This window comes from Hymenobacter koreensis (assembly GCF_039541855.1).
Lineage (GTDB): Bacteria > Bacteroidota > Bacteroidia > Cytophagales > Hymenobacteraceae > Solirubrum > Solirubrum koreensis.
Genome location: NZ_BAABHA010000001.1, coordinates 552,768 through 575,963 on the forward strand (window position 1 = coordinate 552,768; position 23,196 = coordinate 575,963).

At 61.4% G+C, this 23,196-nt stretch carries 25 protein-coding genes; 5 read left to right on the forward strand and 20 right to left on the reverse strand.

Features of this window, described 5'->3' with window-relative positions:
- Positions 1–86 precede the first annotated feature (86 nt).
- The 17 genes from ABD903_RS02500 to ABD903_RS02580 form a co-directional block, all read right to left on the reverse strand.
- Positions 87–1,802 (reverse strand): hypothetical protein, encoded by a 1,716-nt coding sequence (locus tag ABD903_RS02500; protein WP_345221072.1) that lies wholly within the window; start codon positions 1,800–1,802, stop codon positions 87–89.
- 36 nt (positions 1,803–1,838) lie between these two features.
- Positions 1,839–4,019 (reverse strand): beta strand repeat-containing protein, encoded by a 2,181-nt coding sequence (locus ABD903_RS02505; RefSeq protein WP_345221074.1) that lies wholly within the window; start codon positions 4,017–4,019, stop codon positions 1,839–1,841.
- Between the two features lie 37 nt (positions 4,020–4,056).
- Positions 4,057–4,509 carry a hypothetical protein gene (locus tag ABD903_RS02510; RefSeq protein WP_345221076.1) on the reverse strand — a complete coding sequence of 151 codons (453 nt, stop codon included), beginning with the start codon at positions 4,507–4,509 and terminating at the stop codon, positions 4,057–4,059.
- Positions 4,510–4,533: 24 nt separating this feature from the next.
- A complete protein-coding gene (locus tag ABD903_RS02515; RefSeq protein WP_345221077.1) occupies positions 4,534–5,007 on the reverse strand; it encodes a chromate transporter in 474 nt (157 codons plus the stop codon).
- A gap of 81 nt (positions 5,008–5,088) precedes the next feature.
- Positions 5,089–5,691 (reverse strand): hypothetical protein, encoded by a 603-nt coding sequence (locus ABD903_RS02520; protein ID WP_345221079.1) that lies wholly within the window; start codon positions 5,689–5,691, stop codon positions 5,089–5,091.
- 182 nt (positions 5,692–5,873) lie between these two features.
- Positions 5,874–6,857, reverse strand: a complete 984-nt coding sequence (locus tag ABD903_RS02525) for a hypothetical protein (RefSeq protein WP_345221081.1) — start codon at positions 6,855–6,857, stop codon at positions 5,874–5,876.
- 50 nt (positions 6,858–6,907) lie between these two features.
- Positions 6,908–7,333, reverse strand: a complete 426-nt coding sequence (locus tag ABD903_RS02530; RefSeq protein WP_345221082.1) for a nuclear transport factor 2 family protein — start codon at positions 7,331–7,333, stop codon at positions 6,908–6,910.
- 173 nt (positions 7,334–7,506) lie between these two features.
- A complete protein-coding gene (locus ABD903_RS02535) occupies positions 7,507–8,121 on the reverse strand; it encodes a hypothetical protein (protein ID WP_345221084.1) in 615 nt (204 codons plus the stop codon).
- Positions 8,122–8,287: 166 nt separating this feature from the next.
- A complete protein-coding gene (locus ABD903_RS02540) occupies positions 8,288–8,989 on the reverse strand; it encodes a hypothetical protein (protein WP_345221086.1) in 702 nt (233 codons plus the stop codon).
- On the reverse strand, positions 8,989–10,305 hold the full coding sequence (locus ABD903_RS02545) for a hypothetical protein (protein WP_345221087.1): 1,317 nt from the start codon (positions 10,303–10,305) through the stop codon (positions 8,989–8,991). Before ABD903_RS02545 ends, ABD903_RS02540 begins: the two co-directional genes overlap by 1 nt.
- 24 nt (positions 10,306–10,329) lie before the next feature.
- Positions 10,330–10,827, reverse strand: coding sequence for a hypothetical protein (locus ABD903_RS02550; RefSeq protein WP_345221089.1), 498 nt, complete (start codon positions 10,825–10,827; stop codon positions 10,330–10,332).
- 56 nt (positions 10,828–10,883) lie between these two features.
- A complete protein-coding gene (locus ABD903_RS02555) occupies positions 10,884–11,399 on the reverse strand; it encodes a hypothetical protein (RefSeq protein ID WP_345221090.1) in 516 nt (171 codons plus the stop codon).
- A 2-nt stretch (positions 11,400–11,401) separates the two neighbouring features.
- Positions 11,402–11,893 carry a hypothetical protein gene (locus tag ABD903_RS02560; protein WP_345221092.1) on the reverse strand — a complete coding sequence of 164 codons (492 nt, stop codon included), beginning with the start codon at positions 11,891–11,893 and terminating at the stop codon, positions 11,402–11,404.
- Positions 11,894–11,901: 8 nt separating this feature from the next.
- Positions 11,902–12,366 (reverse strand): hypothetical protein, encoded by a 465-nt coding sequence (locus ABD903_RS02565; protein ID WP_345221094.1) that lies wholly within the window; start codon positions 12,364–12,366, stop codon positions 11,902–11,904.
- Between the two features lie 138 nt (positions 12,367–12,504).
- On the reverse strand, positions 12,505–13,383 hold the full coding sequence (locus tag ABD903_RS02570; protein WP_345221096.1) for a helix-turn-helix domain-containing protein: 879 nt from the start codon (positions 13,381–13,383) through the stop codon (positions 12,505–12,507).
- 140 nt (positions 13,384–13,523) lie between these two features.
- Positions 13,524–14,186, reverse strand: coding sequence for a hypothetical protein (locus tag ABD903_RS02575; RefSeq protein ID WP_345221097.1), 663 nt, complete (start codon positions 14,184–14,186; stop codon positions 13,524–13,526).
- 240 nt (positions 14,187–14,426) lie between these two features.
- Positions 14,427–15,863 carry a dicarboxylate/amino acid:cation symporter gene (locus ABD903_RS02580; protein WP_345221099.1) on the reverse strand — a complete coding sequence of 479 codons (1,437 nt, stop codon included), beginning with the start codon at positions 15,861–15,863 and terminating at the stop codon, positions 14,427–14,429.
- Between the two features lie 102 nt (positions 15,864–15,965).
- On the opposite strand from ABD903_RS02580, the gene ABD903_RS02585 reads away from it, so the two are divergent.
- Positions 15,966–17,018, forward strand: a complete 1,053-nt coding sequence (locus tag ABD903_RS02585; protein WP_345221101.1) for a dipeptide epimerase — start codon at positions 15,966–15,968, stop codon at positions 17,016–17,018.
- Between the two features lie 86 nt (positions 17,019–17,104).
- On the opposite strand, the gene ABD903_RS02590 is transcribed toward ABD903_RS02585, so the two are convergent.
- The gene (locus ABD903_RS02590; RefSeq protein WP_345221102.1) at positions 17,105–17,698 is read right to left on the reverse strand and encodes a DUF6799 domain-containing protein; all 594 of its coding nucleotides are present in this window, start codon (positions 17,696–17,698) and stop codon (positions 17,105–17,107) included.
- A gap of 143 nt (positions 17,699–17,841) precedes the next feature.
- Here ABD903_RS02590 and ABD903_RS02595 point away from each other — a divergent pair, with 143 nt between their 5' ends.
- A complete protein-coding gene (locus ABD903_RS02595; protein ID WP_345221104.1) occupies positions 17,842–18,294 on the forward strand; it encodes a MarR family winged helix-turn-helix transcriptional regulator in 453 nt (150 codons plus the stop codon).
- A gap of 57 nt (positions 18,295–18,351) precedes the next feature.
- On the forward strand, positions 18,352–19,005 hold the full coding sequence (locus ABD903_RS02600) for a YceI family protein (protein WP_345221106.1): 654 nt from the start codon (positions 18,352–18,354) through the stop codon (positions 19,003–19,005).
- A gap of 67 nt (positions 19,006–19,072) precedes the next feature.
- Here ABD903_RS02600 and ABD903_RS02605 read toward each other — a convergent pair whose 3' ends face one another.
- Both ABD903_RS02605 and ABD903_RS02610 read right to left on the reverse strand, forming a co-directional pair.
- Positions 19,073–19,624: a hypothetical protein gene (locus tag ABD903_RS02605; RefSeq protein WP_345221108.1), complete on the reverse strand. Its 552-nt coding sequence runs from the start codon at positions 19,622–19,624 to the stop codon at positions 19,073–19,075.
- 149 nt (positions 19,625–19,773) lie between these two features.
- A complete protein-coding gene (locus ABD903_RS02610) occupies positions 19,774–21,996 on the reverse strand; it encodes a S9 family peptidase (RefSeq protein ID WP_345221109.1) in 2,223 nt (740 codons plus the stop codon).
- Positions 21,997–22,181: 185 nt separating this feature from the next.
- Here ABD903_RS02610 and ABD903_RS02615 point away from each other — a divergent pair, with 185 nt between their 5' ends.
- Positions 22,182–22,463: an ATP-dependent Clp protease adaptor ClpS gene (locus ABD903_RS02615; RefSeq protein ID WP_151079393.1), complete on the forward strand. Its 282-nt coding sequence runs from the start codon at positions 22,182–22,184 to the stop codon at positions 22,461–22,463.
- Positions 22,464–22,555: 92 nt separating this feature from the next.
- Positions 22,556–23,170 carry a recombination mediator RecR gene (recR, locus tag ABD903_RS02620; RefSeq protein ID WP_345221115.1) on the forward strand — a complete coding sequence of 205 codons (615 nt, stop codon included), beginning with the start codon at positions 22,556–22,558 and terminating at the stop codon, positions 23,168–23,170.
- Positions 23,171–23,196 lie beyond the last annotated feature (26 nt).

The window sequence follows — 23,196 nt, forward strand, 5'->3', positions numbered from 1 at the left end:
GCGGGAAGGGCGATGCGGAAGCTGAATGTATACGGGACCCCTAGACCCAAGCTGCTTTACTGCTGCGCTCCTGCTGGCATTGTGCGTTACTCCACCTGGCCCACGGTGTACGTAATACGAGTGCTGTAAAGCAGCATGTTGATGGCCTGGTTGGCGTCGTACGCACCTATGTAACTCAGCACGTATTGGTAGCGCTGGTTGTCGATGACCGGGCTGACAATGGTGTTGTCGGCCAGCGCCTGCAGCTGGCCGCTGTTGCTGCCGGTGGTTCTGGTGGTTTCCGCCATGACCTCTCCTGCGCCCTTGGGCACTTCGTAGCGCAGCAGCTGCACGTAGCCGTCACGGTCGGGGTCGATGTCGGTTATCCAGGTTTGCAGGCCGGTGACGGTGGCGCCGTCGGGCAATTGCACCTGCGCCTGCGCCTGCGCCTGACCGCCGCCGCCGGAGCGCAATGCGGCGGTGAGGGCGCCGGAGTTTTCGGTAGAATTCGCAAACGAAACCCAGCCCGGGCCATTAAACGCCGACGGCGACACCACCAGGTACTGCGTGCGCGGGGTGGCGTAAGCGTAGCGCTGGTCGTTGGGCGTCACAAAGCCCTGGCTGCTCTGGGTGCGGCCGGCCACGTCCAGGGCCTGCTGCGGATTGGTGAGGCCGATGCCCACCCGGCCGGGGCCGGTGATGCGCAGGCCTTCCACGGGCTGGCCGTTGTTCCAGCTGCGCAGCTGCAGGGCCAGGGTGCCCGAGTTGTCGGGGCGGCGGGCTTGCAGGAAAGCCACGCCAGAGTTGTTGTAGGGCGAAAGAAAGACGTGACCGGGCAAGTAGATGTTTTGCAGGGTGCCGTTTTGCGGATCGTCGGCTAGGTAAATATCGCCGGAGCCGTCCACGTCGAGCAGGCCGCGGGGCGTGCTGGTGCCGATGCCCACGCGCACGGCGTCGGTGCCGGTGCCGCCCAGCACCAAGGCGTTGCTGGCGTCTACTTTGGCGTTGTAGCCCAGAGCCACGGCCCGGTTGCGCTGGGTGGTGGTGCCCAAGCCGGCGCCGGCGCCCAGGAAGGTGTTGTTGGTGCCGGTGGTCAGGTTTACGCCGGCGTTGGCGCCCAGGGCCACGTTGTTGTTGCCGGCGGTGTTGCTGAATCCTGCGCCGATGCCCGCAAACAGGTTGTACTCCCCGCCCACGTTGTTGAAGCCGCTGGTGTGCCCTACGAAGGTGTTGAAGGAGCCGGTGGTGTTGCGTGCGCCGGTGCGGTAGCCGCTGAAGTAATTCTGCTGGCCCGAGGTGTTGAGGCCCCCGCTGATGTAGCCCGTAAAGTGGTTCTGGCTGCCGGTGGAGGTTTGGAGGCCGCTCAAATAGCCCACAAACTGGTTTTCGGTGCCCGTGGTCAAGGCCGCACCTGCGCTCTGCCCGATGAGCAGGTTCTGGCCGCTGCCCCCGCCCATGCGCAGGGCAAAACCCTGCAGATTCAGGTCTTGGGTGGCGGTGTGGTTGCCCAGGTTGTCGCCCGGGCCGCCGCTGCCGCTGGGCAGCGCCAGCCACTGCCCGTTGAAGAAATACCAGAAGCCAGGCTGCGTGCCGTCGGTTTGAAACACCAGCAGGCCGGCGGGCAGGCCCGTGCCCATGGCCAGGCGCTGGGCTTCGGTGAGACGCGGCACGAGCAGGCCTTTGTCGGTGCTACGGATGTCCAGCGCGGCTTTGGCGTCGGGCGTGGTGGTACCGATGCCTACCGAGCCGCCCGACTGGGCCCGGGCCGTGGCGGCGCTCAGCAGCAGGGCCGCACCGCATACATACCAGTCGAAACGCATCATACGCAGTGAAAAAAGTGAGCTGGAACAACCCGCAGGCTATTCCTGATATGTGAGCAGAATGCGCACCGGCCGGCTCAGGACCTGGCTGGAGGAGCTGCCCTGGCCGGCGCGCAGCACCACCCGGCCCACGTTGAGGTACGCGTGGTACAACTCGCCGGGGTTGTCGGTAAAGCTGGGCGGGGTGGTGTTGCCGTTGCCGCAGTCGGCCAGCACCTGCAGGGCTAGGATTTTGGCGTCCGTCAGGCCGTGGGCCACGAGCACCTGCTGGCCGGCCGTGGCCGGCAGCGTGGCCGTGAGCGTGCGGAACGCCAGCTTGGGCACGGTGCCGGTGGTCGGCGCGTTGTTGTCGCCGCTCACGCGCAGGTAGCCCACCACGTCGAGGCGGGCCTGGGGCGCGTCGGTGTTGATGCCCACGCGCACGGCGTCGGAATCGGTGCCGCCGAGCACCAGCGAGTTGCTTTGGCTGACCCGGGCGTTGTGGCCCACGGCGGCGGTGTTGCTCAGGGCCGCCGAGCGCGGCCCGGCCCCGGTGCCCACGGCGGTGTTAAACGAGCCGGTGTCGGAGCTGCCCCCCGCCAGACTGCCTACAAACACGTTGCCCGAACCAGTGGTGTTAGCTTCGCCCGCCTCGGCCCCCAGAAACGTGTTATCGTTGCCCGCGGTGTTCTGCCGGCCGGCCTCGTAGCCGCTAAAGTGGTTGTAGCTGCCGCCTGTGTTGGCACGCCCGGCCTGGTAGCCACTGAAGTGGTTGCGCGTGCCGATGGTGTTGGCGTACCCCGCCTGGTAGCCCACAAAGTGGTTCTCGTTGGCCGTGGTGTTGCCGCGGCCCGCTTCCTGCCCGCTGAAGTGGTTGCGCGTCCCGGTGGTGTTACCCGCTCCGGCCCAGGTGCCGCTGAAATAGTTGTCGGAACCCGTGTTGTTGAGCCGGCCCGCGTTGTAACCCACGAAGTGGTTTCCGCCTCCTGTGGTGTTGCTGAGCCCTGTAAAATGGCCGTCGAAGTAGTTATTGGAGCCGGAGGTGTTGTTTCGGCCGGCCGCGTAGCCGGCAAAGTGATTGAACATGCCGGTAGTATTGCTTTCCCCGGCCGAGGGGCCCGCGAAGTAGTTGTACGAGCCGGTGGTGTTGGAGGCGCCGGCCCGGTAGCCGCTAAAGTCGTTGTACGAACCCGTGGTGTTGCTTTCGCCGGCCCGGTGCCCCACAAAGTGGTTCAACTCGCCCGTGGTGTTGGCGCCCCCGGCCCCAAAACCGCTGAAGTGGTTGAAGGAGCCCGTGGTGTTGCTGCCGCCGGCTTGGTAGCCCACAAAATAGTTGTCGTTGCCGGTGGTGTTGTTGAGCCCGGCCAAGTGCCCCGCAAAGTGGTTGCGCACGCCGGTGGTGTTGCGGGCCCCGACCGAGTAGCCCACGAAAAAGTTGGCCGAGCCGGTGGTGTTGCGGGCCCCGGCCTGGTAGCCGATAAAGCTATTGAAGCTGCCGGTGGTGTTGCGGGTGCCGGCCTGAAACCCGCTGAAGTAGTTGCTTTCGCCGGTGGTGTTGTCGAAGCCAGCCTCGAAGCCCGTAAAGTGGTTGCCTGAGGCCGTGGTGTTGGCAGACCCCGCCCGGTAGCCGCTGAAGTAATTGTCGCGGCCGGTGGTGTTGGCGGCGCCCACGGCGTAACCCGCAAAATAATTGTTGGCGCCGGTGGTGTTGGCCGCACCGGTTCCCAGCCCCACAAAATGGTTGCGCGAGCCGGTGGTGGTCAGCGCGCCGCTGTTGACCCCCAGCATGGTGTTGAGCGTGCCGGTGGTCAGGGCTTGGCCGGCCCCGGCTCCGATGAGCACGTTGGCCGACGTGCCTCCCCCGATACGCAGCGCGTGGCTCTGCAAATCAAGGTCCTGGGTGGCCGTGTGGTTGCCCAGGTTGTCGGCCGGGCCGCCCAGCGGCAGCCACTGCGTGCCGGTGTAATAGTAGTAGCCGCTGGGCGCGGCTGGACTGGTGCTGGCGTCGGTTTGGTACACCAGCAAGCCGGCAGCCGCGTTGCTGATACCCGTGCGCTGCCCGTACGTAAGGCGCGGGGGCAGAAAGCCCTGCGGGCGGTTCACCGGATCGGCGGCGCGCACGTCCAACGCGGCCGAGGGCTCGGGTGCCGTGGTACCGATGCCCACCGAGCCTGACGTTTGGGCTTGGGCCGCTAATGCACCCATGAGTGCAGCCAGCAACGGAAGTAACGAATAGCGCATAAGGCAAGCAACTTGGTAAAGCATTGAAAACAAGCGGTTATTGGCAGGCGCAGTGGCCACGCACGCGCACCAGGCCCTGGGTTTCGGCCGTGTCTATGGCGGCGCGCAGCCACACGTCGAAAGCCACCAGGCGCAGGGCGTTAGTCACTACCACGGCGCCGGGCCGGCGCGCCAGCACGTAGGTGCGGCCGTTGGTGAGGGTAAGCGTGGCCGTTAGGGTGCCGCCGCGGTTGGCCAGGTCCTGGGCGCCTTCTTGCCGCTTTATTTTGTCGAGCAGGGTGAAGGTGCCGCCCGGATACGGCACCTCGTACACGTTGCCCAGGTTGCCCCGCACGCCCCGGCCGCCCGGCAATAACGGAGCGCGGCAGCGCGCAGTGGGAAACGTGCCGCGCACGTTCAGCCCCGGCCCGCTAATGGTTAGCTCCGCCGAGCCCGCGTCGGAACTCAGCACCAAGCCGACCGCCAGCAGGCCGCGTAACGGAGTCAGCAAGCCAATGAGCACCGCGGTACGGAGTTACTTGTAGTAGCCGCGCACCTGGAACAGCAGCCACAAAAACGCACCGCCCAGCAGCAGGCTAAACAACGAAAACGACAGCAGCCCCGCCGCCAGGCCCAGCAACTGCGCGTAGTAGGCCCACACCCAGCCGCGGCGCTTGCGCCCAAACAGCCCCGGTAGGGACAGTAAATCGAGCACCAAAATGACAGCCGACAGCCCCAGGGTTACCATGCCCACCAAGCCGCCGCTGAGGCCGCCCACAAAACCGAGCGGCGCCAGCACTGCGCCCAGGCCAAGTGCCAACAGCAGCACCGGCAGCAGCAGCACCATCAGGACCACCGTAATCCAGGGAAAATACCGCACGAAACCATCTTTCAGCCCCAGCGGGGCCGGGGGCAGCTTCTCCAGGAACAGCGGCGCCAGCTCTTTTTCCAGCAGCGCATCGTAAGGGCCGGTGTAGTCGGCGGGGGAGGGAGGAATATCAGAGCGCATGGGCGTGAGGGGGTGAAATCAAAACAAGGAAGTAGGCAGTAAGCCGGTGGGAGTAAGGCATTGGCCCAAAGCTACATGCGGTTACGGTCCGACAACGATGTTCTTGTCGGTGCCGAAGCGGCCTTCGTGCACGGTAATGCGGCCGCCGGTATCATTGGTGAAAGTGCCCGAATAGGTGCCGGCCACCGCTTTGCCTTTCTCGTCGAACTTGCTGACCGTGAGCGTGCCCGAGGCGCCGGGGTGGTAGGAGTCGTAGTAAGCGTTGTCGAGCTCGTTGAAGTTCAGCATCATGCGGGCCGGTTGCGACGGGCCCAGTTCAAAGGTGCCCGGCTCGTTGCCCGCGGTGGTCACGGTGGTGCCGTAGGTGCGGGTATACTCTTCGTTCGAGGCATTGATGGTAATCATGGCGTAGGCCGGCGCCCCATCCATGGCCGGGAAGAGCTGCGTGGAGCCCATGCCGTTCGGCAGCGAAATGACCGTGCGTTCCTTGAATTTGTCGCCCGATACGATGACACTGTTGTCGTGCACAATGGCAGCCGACGTGCTGGCCCCCGGGGCTGCCGTGGCCGTTACCGGCGCGTCGGCTGCGGCGGGTGCCGTGGCGGTTTCGGCCGGTTTATCAGTGCCCGACTGCGAGCAAGCCATCAGCCCAAGCAGCAGCAAGGAAGCGGAAATGTGTTTCATGAGTTGGGGGTAGATGCAGTGAATTGCGAAGCGTGAGAAGGTCAGTTGCCTACCCCGGGTGGGGTAAAGTAGCCAAGAGTGTCAGCCGCTTGTTGCAGCGCGGGCCTCGTGCCGACATTTAGGGTATTTGCAAGTTTCTATTTGTTGATTATATACAACAATATAGATACTTATACCGGCGCTCAACGCGGACTAACCAACTGGGCCACCTCGTCGGCCGTGACGAACAACCACCGTTGAGCCTGCTTGCCGGGCACGTGGTGACGCACGGTGGCGCTTTGCCAAGCATAGGTGCGGCACACAGCGTAGATTTCCTGGCGTTGGGGCACGCCGGCGCCGCCGTACACCACCGTTTTGCCGGGCACGGTGTAGCGGAAAATGCCGTTGTCGGCGGTGGGCGGCTGTTGCGGGAAAACGAGCGTCTGCTTGGCCTTGGGCACCGACAGAAAGTAGTAGGCGTCTTGCGGGGCTGCCGTGCGCACAAAACCCACTGGCAGCGGGCGGGGCTTGGCCTGCAGGGGCAAGTCGTGGCTGATTTTGAACTCGTAGACCTGCTGCCGCTCGTCGTTGTAGACCAACTGGTCTACCGTAGGAGCTTGTAAATTGTAGCGGTGCGGGTAAGGGTAGAGGGCGGCGCCTGGCGCGTCGGAGCGGTACTTGGCCAGGGGCGCACCGGGCGTGCCAAACGTTTCCCACAGCGGGCCGTCGGGTTGGTCGGGGCGGGCGGCCGGGGCAAAGGCTTGGGTGTAGGTTCGCAGGTGGGTATTGTTGGGTTGGCCGTAGCCGTTTTCCACTCGCAAAGGCTGGCCATAAAACAACAGTTTCAGGCCGGGGTCGGCGTTGGCGCGACATAGGGCTTCGGCGTAGTACACCTCGCGCACGACCGCGGCGCTGCCATCCTTGGGCTCGAAGGGCAGGCGACTGCGCACCGCCACCAGCACCAGGTCGTAGGGTCCGCCGCCGGCCAAGGCCGCCAGCTTGGTGAAATCGGTGGGGAAACTGGGCGCCGGAACCACGTTTACTTTGGGCGGCGTGGGCGCCGGCCGCGCGTTGCCCGGCGCAGGCAGCGGCGGTGGGCGGCGTTGGGCATTGGCTACACCCGACACGAGACTTAGCCCCAGCAGCAACGCAGTCCAGGTAGTAGGTCGGCGGGACCAACAAAGCAAAAGATCTAAACGAGTAACACGCATGGTGAACGAGCCCGAAGCGGCGCTGCTTATTTGATGAACGTGACGCGCCGAATTAGGCCGTTCTCCACTTCGTACACGGCCATTGCTTCCAGCGGCTTACCATCGGGCATGCCGGTCACGCGTTCGTGGTCGATTACGCGGTTACCGAAGACGCTGCGGTGCAGAATCTCACAGCGCAGCTTTGGGGCTGAGGCAAAAAACTGCGTATAAGCTGCTTGCAGCTTCGCACGCCCCGTTAGCTGCAACTGGGCCGGAAAGTCCAGCAGCTCCACGTTGTCGGCGTAAGTAGCAGCAAATGCAGCCGCGTCGCGGGCGTTGTAGGCTTTCAGCTGGCGTTCCACCACTTGCACCGGCGTCTCTGCTTTCACCGCTGCGGCAGGCGCTTGGGTTGTGGTTTGGCCTTGGGCCGAACCAAATGCCAGCATTAAGCAAATCAAGGTCAGGTATTTCATCTGGAAACTAAAATGGTTGCTAAGCCAGCCGGCCCGGCAAAAATGAAAAGTCATGGGTTTGAAAGCGTGCCCTGCGAGTGTTTCGAACCCGTGGTTTTGGGGTCAGCAGCAAGCTAGCTGGCCAACCGAAGTCGATAAACTCGAGGCAGGGCGTAAAGCCGAATCCGCTTGTGTTAAGCCTTAAGGCGGGGTAGCACCATCTGGGCCACTTTCAGGCAGCGGGCACGTTGCTCGGCAGGTGAGCTGCCGGTGGTTCGGACGGTGAGCATGCCACCCGGTAACTGCACAAACAGCTCCGATTCGATGCCCCAGAACGCCTCCTGGCCCAGGTCAGACACCAGTTCCGGTGTCATGTTGAGCATTTTCAATCCTTCTTTGCTGCTGGCGTAGGCCCGGTGGGAAGCCACGTCGCGGGTCCACTCCAGCGCAAGCGGCGTGGTGGTGGCACCTTGCGCGTCGGGGGCGGTTTGGTACAGGCACTTGCTCGTCACGTCGTTCTGGTTGGTTATGGGTTGCAAGGTGCCTGATACGCCCAAGGCGGTTCCGGCTTCGGCTGCCGACAGCAGTTGGCACGGCTCGTCGGGCTGAACGCCGGCGGTGGGGTCGGCCGCTTGGTCGGAGGCGGTGCTGGTGGCTGGTGATACATCGGTCGTGGCCGCATTGGCGTCAGCCGCAGCGGCGTTGGAGCCGGTTGTACCGGCGCTTTGCTCAGGCGTCTGAGTGGCCGAATCGGAGGAGCAGGCACTGAGCAGTGCGGCCGCCAAGCAGTAGCAGTACAGGTGTTTCATGGAGCAGAGAGGAAAGTGACAATGGAGAAGGGGCTCGGGCAAAGCAGGAGAGTGGTACATAGCAGCGTACTTGGCTTTGCAGAATGATGCTTGCCCCGCGCAGCTGTGCCGCTAAGATGCCGAGCAAGGAGAAACCTCGCGTTAGGGTAAAATGACAGCCAGCGCGTTAGTAACGCACGTCGGTCAGCTGACCCTGCAGCCGCACCGGCCGCGAGTCCGGGCCGTCGGGGTTGGTGGTGAACGTCACGTCGAGCTGGCCCGAAAAGACACGGCCGGCCCGGTCGAGGGTTTGCAGCGTAAACGTGCCCTTTGGCGCGGCCATGGGGGCTTCGCCGTAGTCTTGGTGCAAGCCGGCCTGCCGCGCGGCCGCGTCGAAAAGGGGCGGCCCCGAACCGCGGCGCCGGCTCCAGGCCAAGAACTCAGCCCGCAGCCCTTGGTCGAGCGGAATGGCAACGGGTACGTGCGCTATGATTTCGGGCGTCAGCGGAAGGCGCAATACTAGCTCGCTGAAGAACACGTCCTTTACTGGCGTGCCTGCCCGCACACGCAGCGTTACCTCCTCGTAGTCGCCCAGCAAACCGGGGCCCGATTGCGCCAGCAGGCTGTCGGCTACCCAAGGCTGACTGTCGGCGGTAAGTTGAACCGCGGCGCCAGCTTGGCGCTGCATGGGCGTGGGACCCGGTGGCACGTCCGCGGAGGGCGCGTCGTCCTGCGGGTCGCCGGAGGGCGCGGGCAAATGGCGGGCATCGGCTACGGACCGGCCGGCTTCGGTGTCGGGCAAAGCCGGCGTTTGAGCAGCCGGCTGGTCGTTGGAACCGCAAGCGGCAAGTAAGCTGCTTCCCACAACCATTACGAACCGGAGCTTCATTACCAGTTGCGTTTGTAGTGACCTTCCATGAATTGGAAGTACAAGAAGCCGTAGCGGTTGTACCAATCGGGCACGCCCAGTTGCGCTTCGCAGCGGCCAATAGCCTGCAGGTTGTCGCGCAGATTACCCATTAGCTCGCGGTATTTGCGGTCATACACGGGTTCGAAATTTTTCATCTCGTCCTGAATTTTTCGCTTCTCCTGAATCCAGGCTAAGCCGCTGGCGCTGCCCGGCACGGCCGTGGAGGCGGCGTCGCCGAGGGCTATGGACTTATCGGAAAATTCCTTGGTGCGCTTGCCAATCAGGCGCAGCTTTTCCAGCACGATGCGCGTTTTCTTCAGGTTTTCCTGGGCTTCGCCGTAGCAACTCGCGCACGCCGCATTGCCGGCGCAGGCCGAAGGCACTTGGGGCATGCCGTCGGGCATCAGAATGGGCTGGCTATCGGCGTCGCGGCCCGTGAGCGTCCGCCAGGAGTCCAGAAACTCGCGCGCGTTCAGCAGAATACCGCCGAAGGAGGTAAGCGTGGACGCCACGACTCCGCCCGCCGCGCCAGCTGCCGCATTGGCGGCGTCTAAACCTTGGTTACGCGCAAAGGCCTCCGCCGCCGCGCGCGCCGACACCGGCTGCAGCGGTTCCACCGGATCGGCCCAGGCAGATGTGCTCAGCAGGCTCAATAGCAGCACGGTGGCGCCGGTTTGGCCGCGGCGTTGCCCGCGCAGTACCAGCACCAACAACCCTCCTATAACCACCAACAGCCCCGCCACTATGGCCAGCCAAGCGGTGGTGCCCAAGCCGCCGGCGGCAGCACTGGGGGCGCTGGACGGGCCGCTTTGCATATCCGCCACGGGAGTGGGGGTGAAGGGGTTGGGTACGGGGGCTTCCACTTCGTCGCCCACCCAAACCACCGCGTAAAAGGGCACCGGCGCGCCGTCTTCGCCTTTCACCCAAATGCCCAGGTCGCCCTCGGTGCGGAAGCGCAGCTGCACCCGGCCGGAGTCGGCGCTGACTTCGCTGCGCTCGGCTTGCTGCCAGTTTTCCTTGAACAACTCTACGCGCACCCGCGCGTCTTTCTGCTCGGGAAAAACCGTTACCACCACGGGCTGCATTACGCCCAGGCCCCGCACCAGCATGCGCTGACCCTCGACGTTGGCCAGTCCACGCACGGTCGCGGTTTTGCCGTGGGGCAGGTCCGGGTCGGGGGCCAGGGCTAGGTCGGTGGGTTTGTTGGGGTCTTCGGCGGCCAGGTTCAGGCCCTGGGCCAACACCTGGGCTTGACAACTCAAGACCAGGAACAGCGCGAATAGCAGTTTTTTCATGAGGGCGGAAGCAGATTGGGCGGGTTACTTAACGAGCTGCACGTTGTCGAAGCGGCCGTCGGTGAGCTGCACGGTGCTGCCGGGCACGTCCTTCAGGTTTTTGCGCAGCTGACCCGTGCAGCTGAACGTCCCCGACACGGTGCGCGTGGCCGCGTCGTAGCGCGTGACGGTAAGCGTACCCTTCGACGACCAGTAGAAAAACTTACCGGCTTGGGCGTTATCGGGGGTGTAGATGACGCTGGTCGAAGCCATGGCGTCGCCCAAGGTCAGGCGCAGGGGCAGCTTGAGGTTATCGGGCAGGTAGAAGGCCAACGACACGTCGCCGGCGCCCAGGTTGGCGTGGATGTTGGCCGTGCCCATGGTGAGGTAGCGGCTGGTGGGCACCAAGCTGTAGGCTTTGCCGTTGAGCTTAAGGGCCACCGTGCCGCCGGCCGCCGGGGCCGCGGCTGGACGAAAGGCCAGCGTCGTCATCAGCCCCAGCAGCGCCACCAAGCCGACGAGTTTCAGGTAAAAATTGCGCATAGGTCGTTTGCAGGTAAATAGTTTAGGTAAGCCAACGCAACTCGGCCCAGCTGCGGCTAGCGCCCCATTTTGGTTACGGGCACGTTCTCGAACACGATGTCGTTAAGGGCGATGGTTTGCCCGTTGGCCAGCTTGGCCGTGCAGCCCGTGATGGTGCACGAGGCCGTGCCGCCCGCCGCGTTGAACTTGGTCACGGTGACGTTGCCGCCCCGGGCCCGAATGCGTTCTTGGCCCCACGTTCCTTTGGGAAAATAATCGACCTGGGCATACTTCTCCATCTCTTGCGCGCTCGTGACCGGGCGCGTGACCGGCAACTTGGCAAAATTGGCCGGGTAGATGCTGATGGAAATGCCGCCGACCGCACCGGCGTTGCCAAAAAACGACAGCGCGTTGCCCATCAGCATGGCCCGAGGAGCTTCGGTGCTGCTGGCGGCGGCTTTGCCGTTGATTTTGCAGCGGAAGGTGCCGCCCGTCAGTTGGGCCGGGGCGGCGCCCAAAGTCGCCAGCAGGAGCATCACCAGCAGTAACCCCCGGCCGTAAAGCAGGGCAGAGGAAAGTAGGGGTCGGATCATAATTACATTTTGTTGAAAGTGACGTCGAAGCGCCCGTCGGTGAGCTGCACCGTTTTAACCGTTGCCTTGGAGCCGGGCCCCCGCACCAACTGGCCGCTGAATGTGCCCGCAATGGTGCGCGCAGCGGCATTATAGCGCGTGATGGTAACCGTACCGGTGCTGCCGACGGAGGTGTACATGTTCATCGCGTCTTTAATGCCCTTGGGGTAGTAGAAGATCTTGGCGTATTTCTCCAGGCTGCCCCCGCTTGCCGACAAGGTCACGGGCAGTTTGGGAAAAGCCGCCGGCATAATCTCAACCGTCACGTAGCTGCCGTCGGCCATGTTGGCGCCTACGTTCAGCGCGTTCATCATCAGCAGGCAGTTGTTGGAACCGGGGTTGCCCGTCAGGGCTTTGCCGTCTACCTTGGCCCCAAACGTGCTGGGCGGCGCCGGCCAATTGTTGAAAGCCAGGAGGGCCGAAGTGCCCAGTTGCAGAAGTGCAATGGAAATCATGGTGCGCGTTAAGATTTTGGTTTTTTTGAGGAAGGAGACGGAGCGGCTTTAGCCGGCGTTTTCGGGGCAGGAGCGGGCGTTGTAGTGGGCGCCGCCGACACCGGCGCGGGCTGCCGCACAAACACAATGACCTGCTCCGTCCCATCGCGCATTTCCAGCTTGTCGGGGCCGAGCACGCGCACGGTGGCCGGGTTCTCGCCCATGCGGTTGAACAGGCGCGCCTGGAATGGGCTGCGGCCGAGGTAGATGGCTTCCCAGGTAGGTTCGTTTTCGCCTACGCAGTCGTCGCCGCGCAGCTTGGTGGCCTTGGCCAGAGTGCCCTGCTGCACTACACGCACGAGCTGGGGCGGGGTAGGGCCGCCGCAGGTGTAGCCGGTGGCCGTCCAGGTGCCGGTTAACGAGGCGGGAGCCAGCGGTTTAGCCGTGGTAGCGGGGCGCTGGCAGGAGATGGTAAGGAGCAACGCAGCTCCCAAGGCAAAACAGCTTAGGAGCGGTGTTCTACGAACTAAATAAGATAAAGCCATTGGTCGATGACACGATTCAAGGGCCTAATTATATAGGGTTTAAAAAGGGTAGTATTGTAAAAATCGGACACGCTCCTGCTTGACCATCTACCGCGCGTCGGCTTCGGGTTTTTTGGTTACGGTCGCCGAGCGGTCCAGCACGCGCGCCTCGGGGTCGTATTGGCGCGGAGTTTCGCCGGCGAAGTCGCGGTAGTCGCGAATCAAATGCGACTGATCGGTGTAGCCGAACTTCAGCACCGCATCGGCCCAGGTGGCGTTGGGCGCCTGTAGGTAGTTGTGGGCCGCCCGAAAACGCATCAGGCGGGCGAAGCTTTTGGGCGAAACGCCCACCTCGTGGGTGAAGCGGCGCAGCAGGGTGCGGGCCGATATGCCCAGGCGCTGCGCCAAATTTTCCACCTCTAGTTTGCCTGCGTGCTGCATTAGAAGCTGGGCTGCGGCGGCTCCCAGGCCAGGGGCTTGCCCGGAACGCTGGCGTACGTCTTCAAAAAAAGCGTCCGTTAAGTGGCAACGGGTGACAAAGTCTGGTGCTTTTTGAATGGCTTGCAAATAGGCCTCGGTGCCCGCGCCCGCGGCTGCGGACAGCTCCACGGTAGTGTTTTGCAGCGGCTTCATATCGATGCCCAGCAAATCATGCGCGCCAGCCGGCGAAAAATGCACCATAAACGTGTGCAAGTGGCCTCCGCAGGCTGTTCCACCGCTGCGGGTAAGCTGGCCGGTGAAAGCAGCCGGCGGCGCCGTTTGGCCAGCGGCAGGGCCATCCGTAATTCGAATGTGCCCACTTAACAATAGTGTAATAACGGGGACGCCGGGCGGAATTACCTGCGCGTGTATTTCTTCGCCGGGCGGCAAGGCGGCCTCAAAAGCACTGTAAGCGGTGATAAAAGGACGGAGTTCAACTGCAGGCTGCGCTGTTTGTGGCTGCGCCCACAGCAGTTCTCCGGCGGGAGAAGTGGGAGGTGTGGTCATAAGCTTAGCCTAGCTAATATAGGCGTTCTGGCATGTAAAGCTTATGACCAGCTACTCCTTATTTTGTTAGAATAGGGCACCTAATTTTAAACAGCGCAAGCTGCGTGGGAAAATGCAGTTGAGGAAAAAGCCTTGCAGGTTTACTCCTCCAGCGAAGCTTCCGCTGCTGCTTCTACATCGGGTTTGCCGGCTTCCAAGGGACCTGCCGTTAGCAACTCGGAGCCTAGCCGAACGGCGTCCACCTCAACTTTTAGCTTGATTTTGGCAATGGCCTGCCGAAGGGCTTCCATGTCGGCCAAGCGTGGAGCCTGGGTTTGGGAATACCCGTGGTACATGGCCACGCGGATGCTCGATTCGCCCGTTTCGGCGTAAGTGCCCAGAACTTTGCCCCGGGAGTTTACAATCTGCACCTCTGCTTTTACCGCCGTGCGGTACCATTCCAGCGGTACGCCCAGCAGGGCCGGGGTCATGAGCGTCATCAGCTGAAATGCTTGTAGCGCTTTGCCGGCGCGGTTATTGGCCACTTCGGTAATCTGAAGCCTGGCGTAACCAAAGCGAATTGTGTCCTCGGGCTCGGCCAAGTTCATGCGTACTTCCCGCTCAAACAACGTTTGCGCGTCGTCGGGCCAGGCTCCGTCGGAATTGTTGAGTGGTCCGTTATCCACTGAAACTTCCAGGGAAGGCAGCCGGCTCGACAGCGCCACCGACGAAGGTTGGAACATCACCTTTTCAGCCGATTTACAGCCACCAAGAAGGGCAGTAACCAGCAGCACAGGCAATAAAAAGCGTAATGCGTGTGTCATAAGGTGAAGCCCATACAGGATGGGAGCAAGGAGCTGGAAAAAGAGAATCGTGCCCCGCACGAAGCGGGGGAACAATTATAGGTATTTTAATAATTAATATGAAATATATTAAAACATACTTATGTGTATTTCTCCTTGATAATTACCCTGCTCAGTAGTTAGATAAACCTTCTTTATGGTAAACGACCAGCCCGCTAATAACCGCAGGCTGGTCGTTTAAAGTCAAGAGTAAATCACACCTTAATGGTGGAGTTCAGCGGGGGCTGCATCGGGCTGCACGTGGTAGTCCAGTACGGCTTCGCCCTGGTAGTTGTCGTCGAACTCGCCTTCCCAGCGGGCAATAACGGCCGAGGCCAGGCAGTTGCCGATAACGTTTACGGCCGTGCGGGCCATATCCATCAGCGCGTCGATACCGAGGATGATGAACACCGGCCAGGCGGGCAGATTAAACGAGGCCACCGTGGCCAGCAGAATTACCAACGACGCGCGGGGTACGCCGGCCACGCCTTTCGAGGTGAGCATGAGGGTGAACACCATTACCAGCTGCTGCCCCAGCGTAAGCTCAATGCCCGCCGCCTGGGCCACGAATACGGCTGCCAGTGAGAGGTACAGCGTGGTGCCATCGAGGTTAAACGAGTAGCCCGTGGGCATTACGAAGGCTACTACCCGGCGCGGTACGCCAATGCTTTCCATGGCCTCCATGGCCCGCGGCAGCGCCGCTTCCGAGGAGGTAGTGGCGAAGGCAATGCTCACCGGCTCGGCAATGGCCTTGATGAATTTCTTCAGCGGAATGCGCGCAATGAGTGCCACCGGCAGCAGAATCAAGATCATGAAGGCAATGAGCGCCGCGTACAACGTGAGCAGCAGCTGCGCTGCGTTAATGAGAGGAGCGAAGCCCATTTTGCCCACCGTGTAGGCAATGGCACCGCCTACGCCCAGCGGCGCGAAAAACATGACCACGTTCGTGAACTTGAACATGACCTCCGACAGGCTTTCCGACCATTCCAGCATGGGGCGGCGGTGCTTATCAGTTACCATGGCCAGGCCAATGGCGAAGATGATGGCAAACACCACCACTTGCAGCACCTGCCCTTCGGCAATGGATTTGGCAATGTTATCGGGGAAGATGTGCAGGATGATATCGGCTGCGGTTTGGGTGGGCGCAGCGGCTATGGTTTCCGTAACGTTGCCAGCACGGGCGGCGGCCAGTACCTCGGGGTCGAGGCGGCCGGCTTTGGTGAGGTTAATGGCCGCTAAGCCAATAAAGAGGGCAAACGTGGTAACCACCTCAAAGTACACGAGGGACTTTACGCCCATGCGGCCCACTTTCTTAAGGTCGGCGTGGCCGGCAATGCCGACTACTAGGGTAGCAAATACCAGCGGCGCAATAATGGTTTTAACGAGGCGCAGGAATACGTCGCTCAGCACCTTGAACTTCTGGGCCGTTTCGGGGAAATCGGCGCCTACTTCAGCGCCTACCAACATGCTCACCACAATCCAGAACGTGAGGGAGCGGCGTTGCGCGGCCCACGTAACCATGGCAGCCAGCGCCACCCAGCGGGCAGCCAGCGGAACGGCAGCCGGCAGCGCCAGAATGCCGTAATGAGACAGAGCGGTTAGCAGTGCGGCCACCAACAGCAGGGCCAGTGCCGACAAGGCCACGCGGTTCAACTTCATAGAGGGGAAAGTTCGGGTAATTTCCGGCGGGGTAGCCCGACGAAACTGAGCAAAGATAACCGTTTGCCCGGCAGCTGATTTTTCCGTCTCGATTTCCTACTTATGCGTCCTAATTACCCTCTAATGCTGAACTGGACCATCCAAACGCTGGAGTTACCCCTGCGCTTCACCTGGAAAATCTCCCGCAACGCCTCCGATACCAAAACCAATCTACTCATACGCGTGGCCGATGCCGTTGCGCCTCAAGTTGTTGGCTGGGGCGAAGCCGCTCCCAATGTGCGTTACGGCGAAACCCCGGAGCTGCTGCTAACCCAGTTTGAAAGCCTGCAAGCCGATTTAGCGCGGGTAAAAACGGTGGCTGAATTAACGGCCGTGCTGGAAGCTCATCAGCCCGCGCATGCTCTGCGTTTTGCCCTGGAATCGGCGTATGTGCACCGCGAAGCACTGCAACAGGGAAAATCGGTAGCGGAGTTACTGGGCTTGGCCCTGCCGGCTGCACAAGTGCCCACCGCCTTCACGCTGCCCATTATGGCGCCCGAAGCCGTAGCCGGGTTTGTGCACGAGCACGGCCTAGCGCGGTTCGCCCTCATCAAAGTGAAAGTGAATCAGGAAAGCGGCGTGGCACTGCTGCATGCCATAAACCAGGAATTACCCGGCCACCCGCTGCTGGTAGACGGCAACGAAGCCTGGCACGACGCCGACAGTCTACTGCAATTCGCGGAGCACGCCCGGCGCCTGCCCGGCCTGAATGTGCAGCTGCTGGAACAGCCCCTTCCCGCCGCCCTCACCGACGATTACCGCTACCTGCACAGCCGCTCGCCCTGGCCGCTCATTGCCGACGAATCGGTAACGGATGCGGCCGACTTTGCCGACATCGGCCGGCAGTTTCACATGGTGAACATGAAACTCATGAAAGCCGGCGGCTACCTGAACGGCGTGCGGCTGCTGCGCGAAGCCCAGGCCCACGGGCTGCGTACCATGATCGGCTGCATGGTGGAAACCTCGCTGGGCATTTGGTCGGCGTTGCAGCTTAGCTCGCTTGCGGAGGTGTGCGACCTGGATGGCCTGCTCATCGTGCGCAACGAACCCTTTGGGGTGGTAACCGAAGCGGAGGGCCAACTTATGGCGCAAACCAAGGTTCCGCAACCATCCTAAGCTACACGGACCAGCACCATTCAAAAACCGCAGCGGCGCCTCTACTACTGAAAGTTGAGGCGCCGCTGCGGTTTACACGGTGGTCATTACTTAACGGCCCGTAGCTGCTCGTCGAGGCTGCGAATCTGGCCGTCGAGCTGGCTGGTGTCGGGGGCTTTGGTATTGCCTTGGCTGAGCAGGGAAATTTTCTGGTTCAGCAGCTGAATTTTCTGGCCCATAAGTTCCATGCGCCGGTTCATGTCGGTGAGGCGCGTATCGAGGTCGTTGGTGGTGACTACGGAGCCGCGCTCCACGTATTCGCCAAATTTGGCATCGGCGGGGGCGGTGGTGCCGCGGGCCTCGGCGGCGCTTTGCGGTGTAGCGAACATAATGCCGCCATCGGCCTTCACGTAGTCGCCCTCCTTCAGGGTTGTGATTTTGCCGGTAGGCAACTCCACGATACCGCTTTTCACGTTCACCTTGGTGCCGTTGGGCAGCATCACGTTCTGGTTCAGGCCGGTGGTTTGGCCGTTGCGGCGCCGCACCACGCTGCCGTTCTGCATCACAAACTGGTCGCCGTTTTGCAGGTCGATGCGTTTGTTATCGGCGGCGCTGGCGGGAGTGGCTTTGCTTTGGGCTTGCAGGGCAGGAGCGGCAAGCAGGGCCACCGCAAACAATAGCAGGGAAGTCAGCTGTTTCATGGCGGATGAAGGTGGTCTGGTTTCTGCATCGTGCATACGGCAACCAGGCCCTTGTGGCTGCGACTCTGGAAAAAGTAAAAAATTATTGAACCAATGTTGTTACATTAAATGTATGTACATATATTTGCAGCATCATCCAGCTAATGATGAAGATCGAAGAAGAAATCCAACAGCACACCTTCAGAGGTCCACACCAGAAAGCCCTCATCAATTTGATGTTTACGGCCAACTGGATGGGGCTGCGCCAAGCCTGTGCCTTCCGCCCGTATGGCATTACGCCGCCTCAGTTTAATGTGCTGCGCATTTTGCGCGGCCAGCACCCCAAGCCCGCCACGGTAAACCTGCTCATTGAGCGCATGCTCGATAAAACCAGCAACGCCTCGCGCATTGTGGATAAGCTGGAGGCCAAGCAGCTGGTTACCCGCACCACCTGCCCCAGCAACCGGCGCGCCGTAGACATCCGCATTACCGACAGCGGCCTGGACTTGCTAAAACAGCTGGACGAAACCGTAGGCCAAGGTCACCTGGGCCTGCACAATCTAACCGAGGAGGAGGCCGCTCAGCTCAGCGCCTTGCTCGATAAAATTCGCGACTAAGGGCAGTTCTGCCCGTCTTTTTTTGCCTCTCAACTTTTCGTAGTTCCCTTACCCATCATGAAAAAAGTTCTCTTTTCGCTGCTCGCCGTAGGCGCTTTGTTCGCTGCTCCGGCCCAGGCTCAAAAAGTAGGCGAACCGCAAACCAAGGCGGTTAAAGCCACCAAAGGCGGCAACGCATACGCCGTACAGCCTCAGCTCAGCTCCTTGGGCTGGGTAGGTAAGAAAGTAGGCGGCCAGCACAACGGCACCATCGCGCTGAAAGACGGCCAGGTGCAGGTGAAAGGCAACCAGATTGTGGGTGGCACTTTCACCTTCGATATGGACGCCATTAAGGTGCAGGACATCGAAAACGCCGAATACAACGCCAAATTGGTAGGCCACTTGAAGAACGACGACTTCTTCAGCGCCGACAAATACCCGACCTCCACGTTTGTTATTACCAACGTGAAGTCGACCAAGGCTGATGCCAAAGGCAACAACGCTTTGGTAACGGGCAACCTGACCGTTAAAGGTAAAACCAACCCCGTAACCTTCCCCGCCAAAGTAGGCGTGAAAGACGGTGTAGCTGCAGCTTCGGGCGTAGCTACCATCGACCGCACCAAGTACGACGTGAAGTACGGCTCGACCCTGTTTGGCGCTGCTGCCGACAAGGCCATCGACAATGAATTCACGCTGAACTTCAACGTAGTAGCCAAGCAGCAGGCCCAGTAATTTCACCGAACCGCTGACCAGAAGTTAAACGGCCCCTCCCACCGCGGTGGAAGGGGCCGTTTTGCGTTTAATGGGGTAATTCTAACTCCGTAGGCAAGGGGTAACGGAGTTGGCGGTGTTTTTCGTGTTTGCGAAGCGTCGTCAGAATCTCGTCGAATTCGGGCTTGTACTCCAGCCACAGGTCTTCGTGCAGCTTGGGGATGAGCTTGGCCGTACGCAGCAGCAGGCGCACCGTAGCCACGTAAAACGCATACACGAATCCCTCGAAGTACTGACTGTACTCGTCTAGGATAAGCCGCAGGGTGTACATGTTCAGTTCCACTTCCAAGCGCTTGTCTTTGGTGATGCGTTTGGCGCGGGCGATTTCCTTGGCGGCCTTGCCCAGGTTGCGCGACAGGGCCCGGTTCATGACGCGGCCGTTGGCCTTTTCCAGCAGCGCGGCAATGCGCTCGGCGTGCTCGTCCTGCACGGTGCGCAGGTCCACGTCGGGCAGAATGTCGTAGCGCAGCAGGTCGTAGAGCTCAGCGTCGCGGCGCACGGCTTTCAGCAGCAGGTCTTCCTTCTCTTTATCGGAAAGCTGTTTCAGGGCGCGTTTAAAGTCGGCGGAAGGAGCGGGCATGAGAAACGGAATCGGAGGAAACGAATTGATGGCAATCATTGCCGTCATCCTGAGCGCAGCGAAGGACCTCACCACAGAAGAACAAGCTGTTCACGCGTGGTAAGGTCCTTCGCTGCGCTCAGGATGACGGTATTTATGCTCTTAAGGTTCTATTGCCCGCTGCTGGCACCTGTACCGGCCGGCGCTGCTTCCGGCTTCAGGTACATGTCCAGGTAGTTCGTGATTTTGGTGTAGAGGTGCACGCGGTCTTTGCCGCCTACGTTGTGCGGGTGGCCGGGGTACACGAAGTAATCGAGCTGCACGCCGTTATCAACGGCATTTTTGAGGTAAGAGAGACTGTGCTGCCACACCACCACGTCGTCAACGGTGCCGTGAATCATGAGCAGCGGGTCCTTCAGATTCTTCACGTGGTTCAGCAGGTTGGCTTGCTGGTAGCCCTCGGGGTTTTGCTGGGGCGTGTCCATGTACCGCTCGGTGTACATGATTTCGTACATGCGCCAGTCGATAACCGGGCCGCCGGCCACGCCTACTTTAAACGTGCCCTGCGGCGCACGCGTGAGCATGGTAGTGGTCATGAAACCGCCGTAGCTCCAGCCGTGCACGCCAATGCGGGCAGCATCCACGTAGGGCAGGCTTTTCAGGTAATCGACGCCTTTGAGCTGGTCGGCAAGCTCCGGGGTGCCCATTTGGCGGAACGTGGCTTGCTCGAAGGGCAGGCCGCGGTGGCCGGAACCGCGCGAGTCCACGGTGAACACCACGTAGCCTTTTTCGGCCATGTGCTGCATCCAGAGGTTGCCGCCACCCAGCCACGAATCGGTGACGAGCTGCACGTGCGGGCCGCCGTACACGTAAATCACGGCAGGGTATTTCTTGCTCGCATCGAAGCCCACGGGGGTAATCAGGCGGCAGTAAAGGTCGGTTTTGCCGTCGGCGGCTTTAATGGGAAACAGCTTCATCTGGCCCAGTGCGTAGCCTGCTACCGGGTTGGGCGCGTTCAGCAGTTGCTGTTTGGCTTTGCCGTCTTTGGTGCCGATGAGGCTGACCGTGCGTGGCGTGGTTTGGCTGCTGAACACGTCCAGCACGTACTCGCCCGAGGGGCTGAGGGTGCCCGCGTGGGTGCCGGTGTTTTGGGTGAGCTTGCGCGGCTTGCCACCGCCGAGGCCCACGCTGTACACCTGGCGTTGAATGGGGCTGTCCTGGTTGCTGGCGAAGTACGCCGTTTTGCCCTTGGCATCAAAGCCGAGTAGGTCGTTCACCAACCACTCGCCTTTGGTGAGCTGGCGCAGCAGCTTGCCGCTGGTGTTGTAGAGGTAAAGGTGGTTGTAACCGTCCCGCTCGCTCTGGTACACGAACTGGTCGGGTCGGCCGGGCACGAACTCCAGCGCATGCTGCGGCTCCACGTATTCGGCGTCGGTTTCCTCGAACAGCGTTTTCACGAACGCGCCGGTGGTGGCGTCGTACTGACGCAGCCACATGTGGTTCTGGTCGCGGTTGAGCACGGCTACGTACACCGATTTTTCATCTGGGCTCCAGCTGATGTTGGTCAGGTACTGCTCTTTCGGTTCGCCGGTTTGCAGGAACACCGTTTTGCCCGACGCCACGTCGTACACGCCTACGGTTACCTCGTGGCTTTTGTCGCCGGCCATGGGGTATTTAATGGGCGCGGCCTGGGCCGGGAACGGCGCAATGTTCACCAACGGGTAGTCGGAAACCATCGTTTGGTCCATGCGGTAATAGGCCAGCTTGTTGCCCTTGGGGCTCCAGAACGTGCCTTTGGTAATGCCGAACTCCGAGCGGTGGGCTGCTTGCCCGTTTACAATGCCGGGGTTGGCTTCGGTGGTCACGGCCACGTTTTCCTTGCCGGCCAGGCTGATGTACAGGTTCTGGTCTTTGGTGTAGGCCACGCGGGTTTTGGTGGGGTCCAGCTCCACGTTGTCGGCACCGGTTTGGTAGCCGAACAGTTTGGTGGCTTTGCCATCGGCGGTGCTGTAGCGGAACACCTCGCGGCTGGGCATGGTCACCACAAAGGCATCGGTGCTAACCCACTGCACGGCTGGGAAGGCCATGGCTTTTACGGCCGGGGCGCCGGCAGCTTGCAGGGCTTGGCTGAGGTTGGCCAGGCTCACCACCGGGCGCAGCTTGCCGTCGGCGCCGCCGCGCACCAGCTCGTCCTGGCCGTTTTCGGTGCGGGCAAAGCTGAACTCGTCTTTCGAGCCCGGAATCCAGGCGAGTTGCTTGAGCGAAGCGGGCTGCAGGCTACGGTTCAGGTAGGCGTCCTCCATGGTGAGGAGTTTCTGCTGCGCGGTGGCGGGCAAGCCCAGTAAGCCGAGCAGGATTAACGGCAGGGCCGCGCGCCGGGAGAAGCTGTGCATAGGGAAAACCGAGGGGTGAAGCGGAATCAGATTTTTCGAAAATTACGCCCAAATTTCCAGACCCGGCACCCGTACAAAACCCCCGTAACAGGCAACTATTCACGCGCGGCTATGGTTATACAGGGCCGCAAAGCAGGTTGCCGGAACGTCCCGGTTTTGTGCCCGACTATCCGTATTTTTACGCCATGAACACCAAGCCCCAGTTTGCGCCCGACGAAGACGTTCTTCTGCTGGAAGAAACCACCGACCTACGCGACTTGGTCGTGTACAACGACGACGTGAACACCTTCGACCACGTCATTCGCACCCTCATCGACGTGTGCGGGCACGAGCCGGAACAGGCCGAACAGTGCACCCTGCTCATTCATTACAAAGGCCAGTGCGCCGTGAAGCTCGGCACCTACGACGAGCTAACGCCCTTGTGCTCGGCCATCCACGACCGCGGCATCTCCGCCGACGTTGTTTAACTGAGTTGTTAGAACCAAGTTGTCAGTTGCCCGTTCCCAAACGGCTGGCTACGTTACTGACAACAGATACCTGACAACTGGTAACTCATTGCATGGAATTTCCCTCCAAACTGATTGAAAACGCAGTAGGCGAACTAGCGAAGCTGCCGGGTATCGGCCGCAAAACCGCGTTGCGCCTCGCGTTACACTTGCTGAAAGCCGAAACCGAAACCACCAGCTCGTTAGCGGAGGCGCTGGCCAAAATGCGCTTCGAAATCCGCTACTGCAACACCTGCTACAACATCTCCGACACCGAGGAATGCTCGATTTGCGCTAACCCTCTGCGCGACCGGGGCACCGTGTGCGTGGTGTCGGATATCCGCGACGTTATTGCCATCGAAAACACCGGCCAGTACCAGGGCGTGTACCACGTGCTGGGAGGCGTGATTTCGCCCATCGAAGGCATCGGCCCCGCCGATTTGCACATCGAGCCGCTCATGGACCGCATGAAAGGGGAGGAGAGTGAAGTGAAGGAGGTAATTCTGGCCATCAGCCCCACCATGGAAGGCGACACCACCGCGTTCTACCTCACGCGCCGTTTGCGCGAGTTTGCGGAGGTGCACATCAGCAGCATTGCCCGCGGCATTCCGGTGGGCGGCGAGCTGGAATACGCCGACGAAATTACCCTGGGCCGCTCCATTGTGGAGCGCCAGCGTCAGGCGCGGTAAGCGCATGTGCTTTTCTTTTGCTGCCG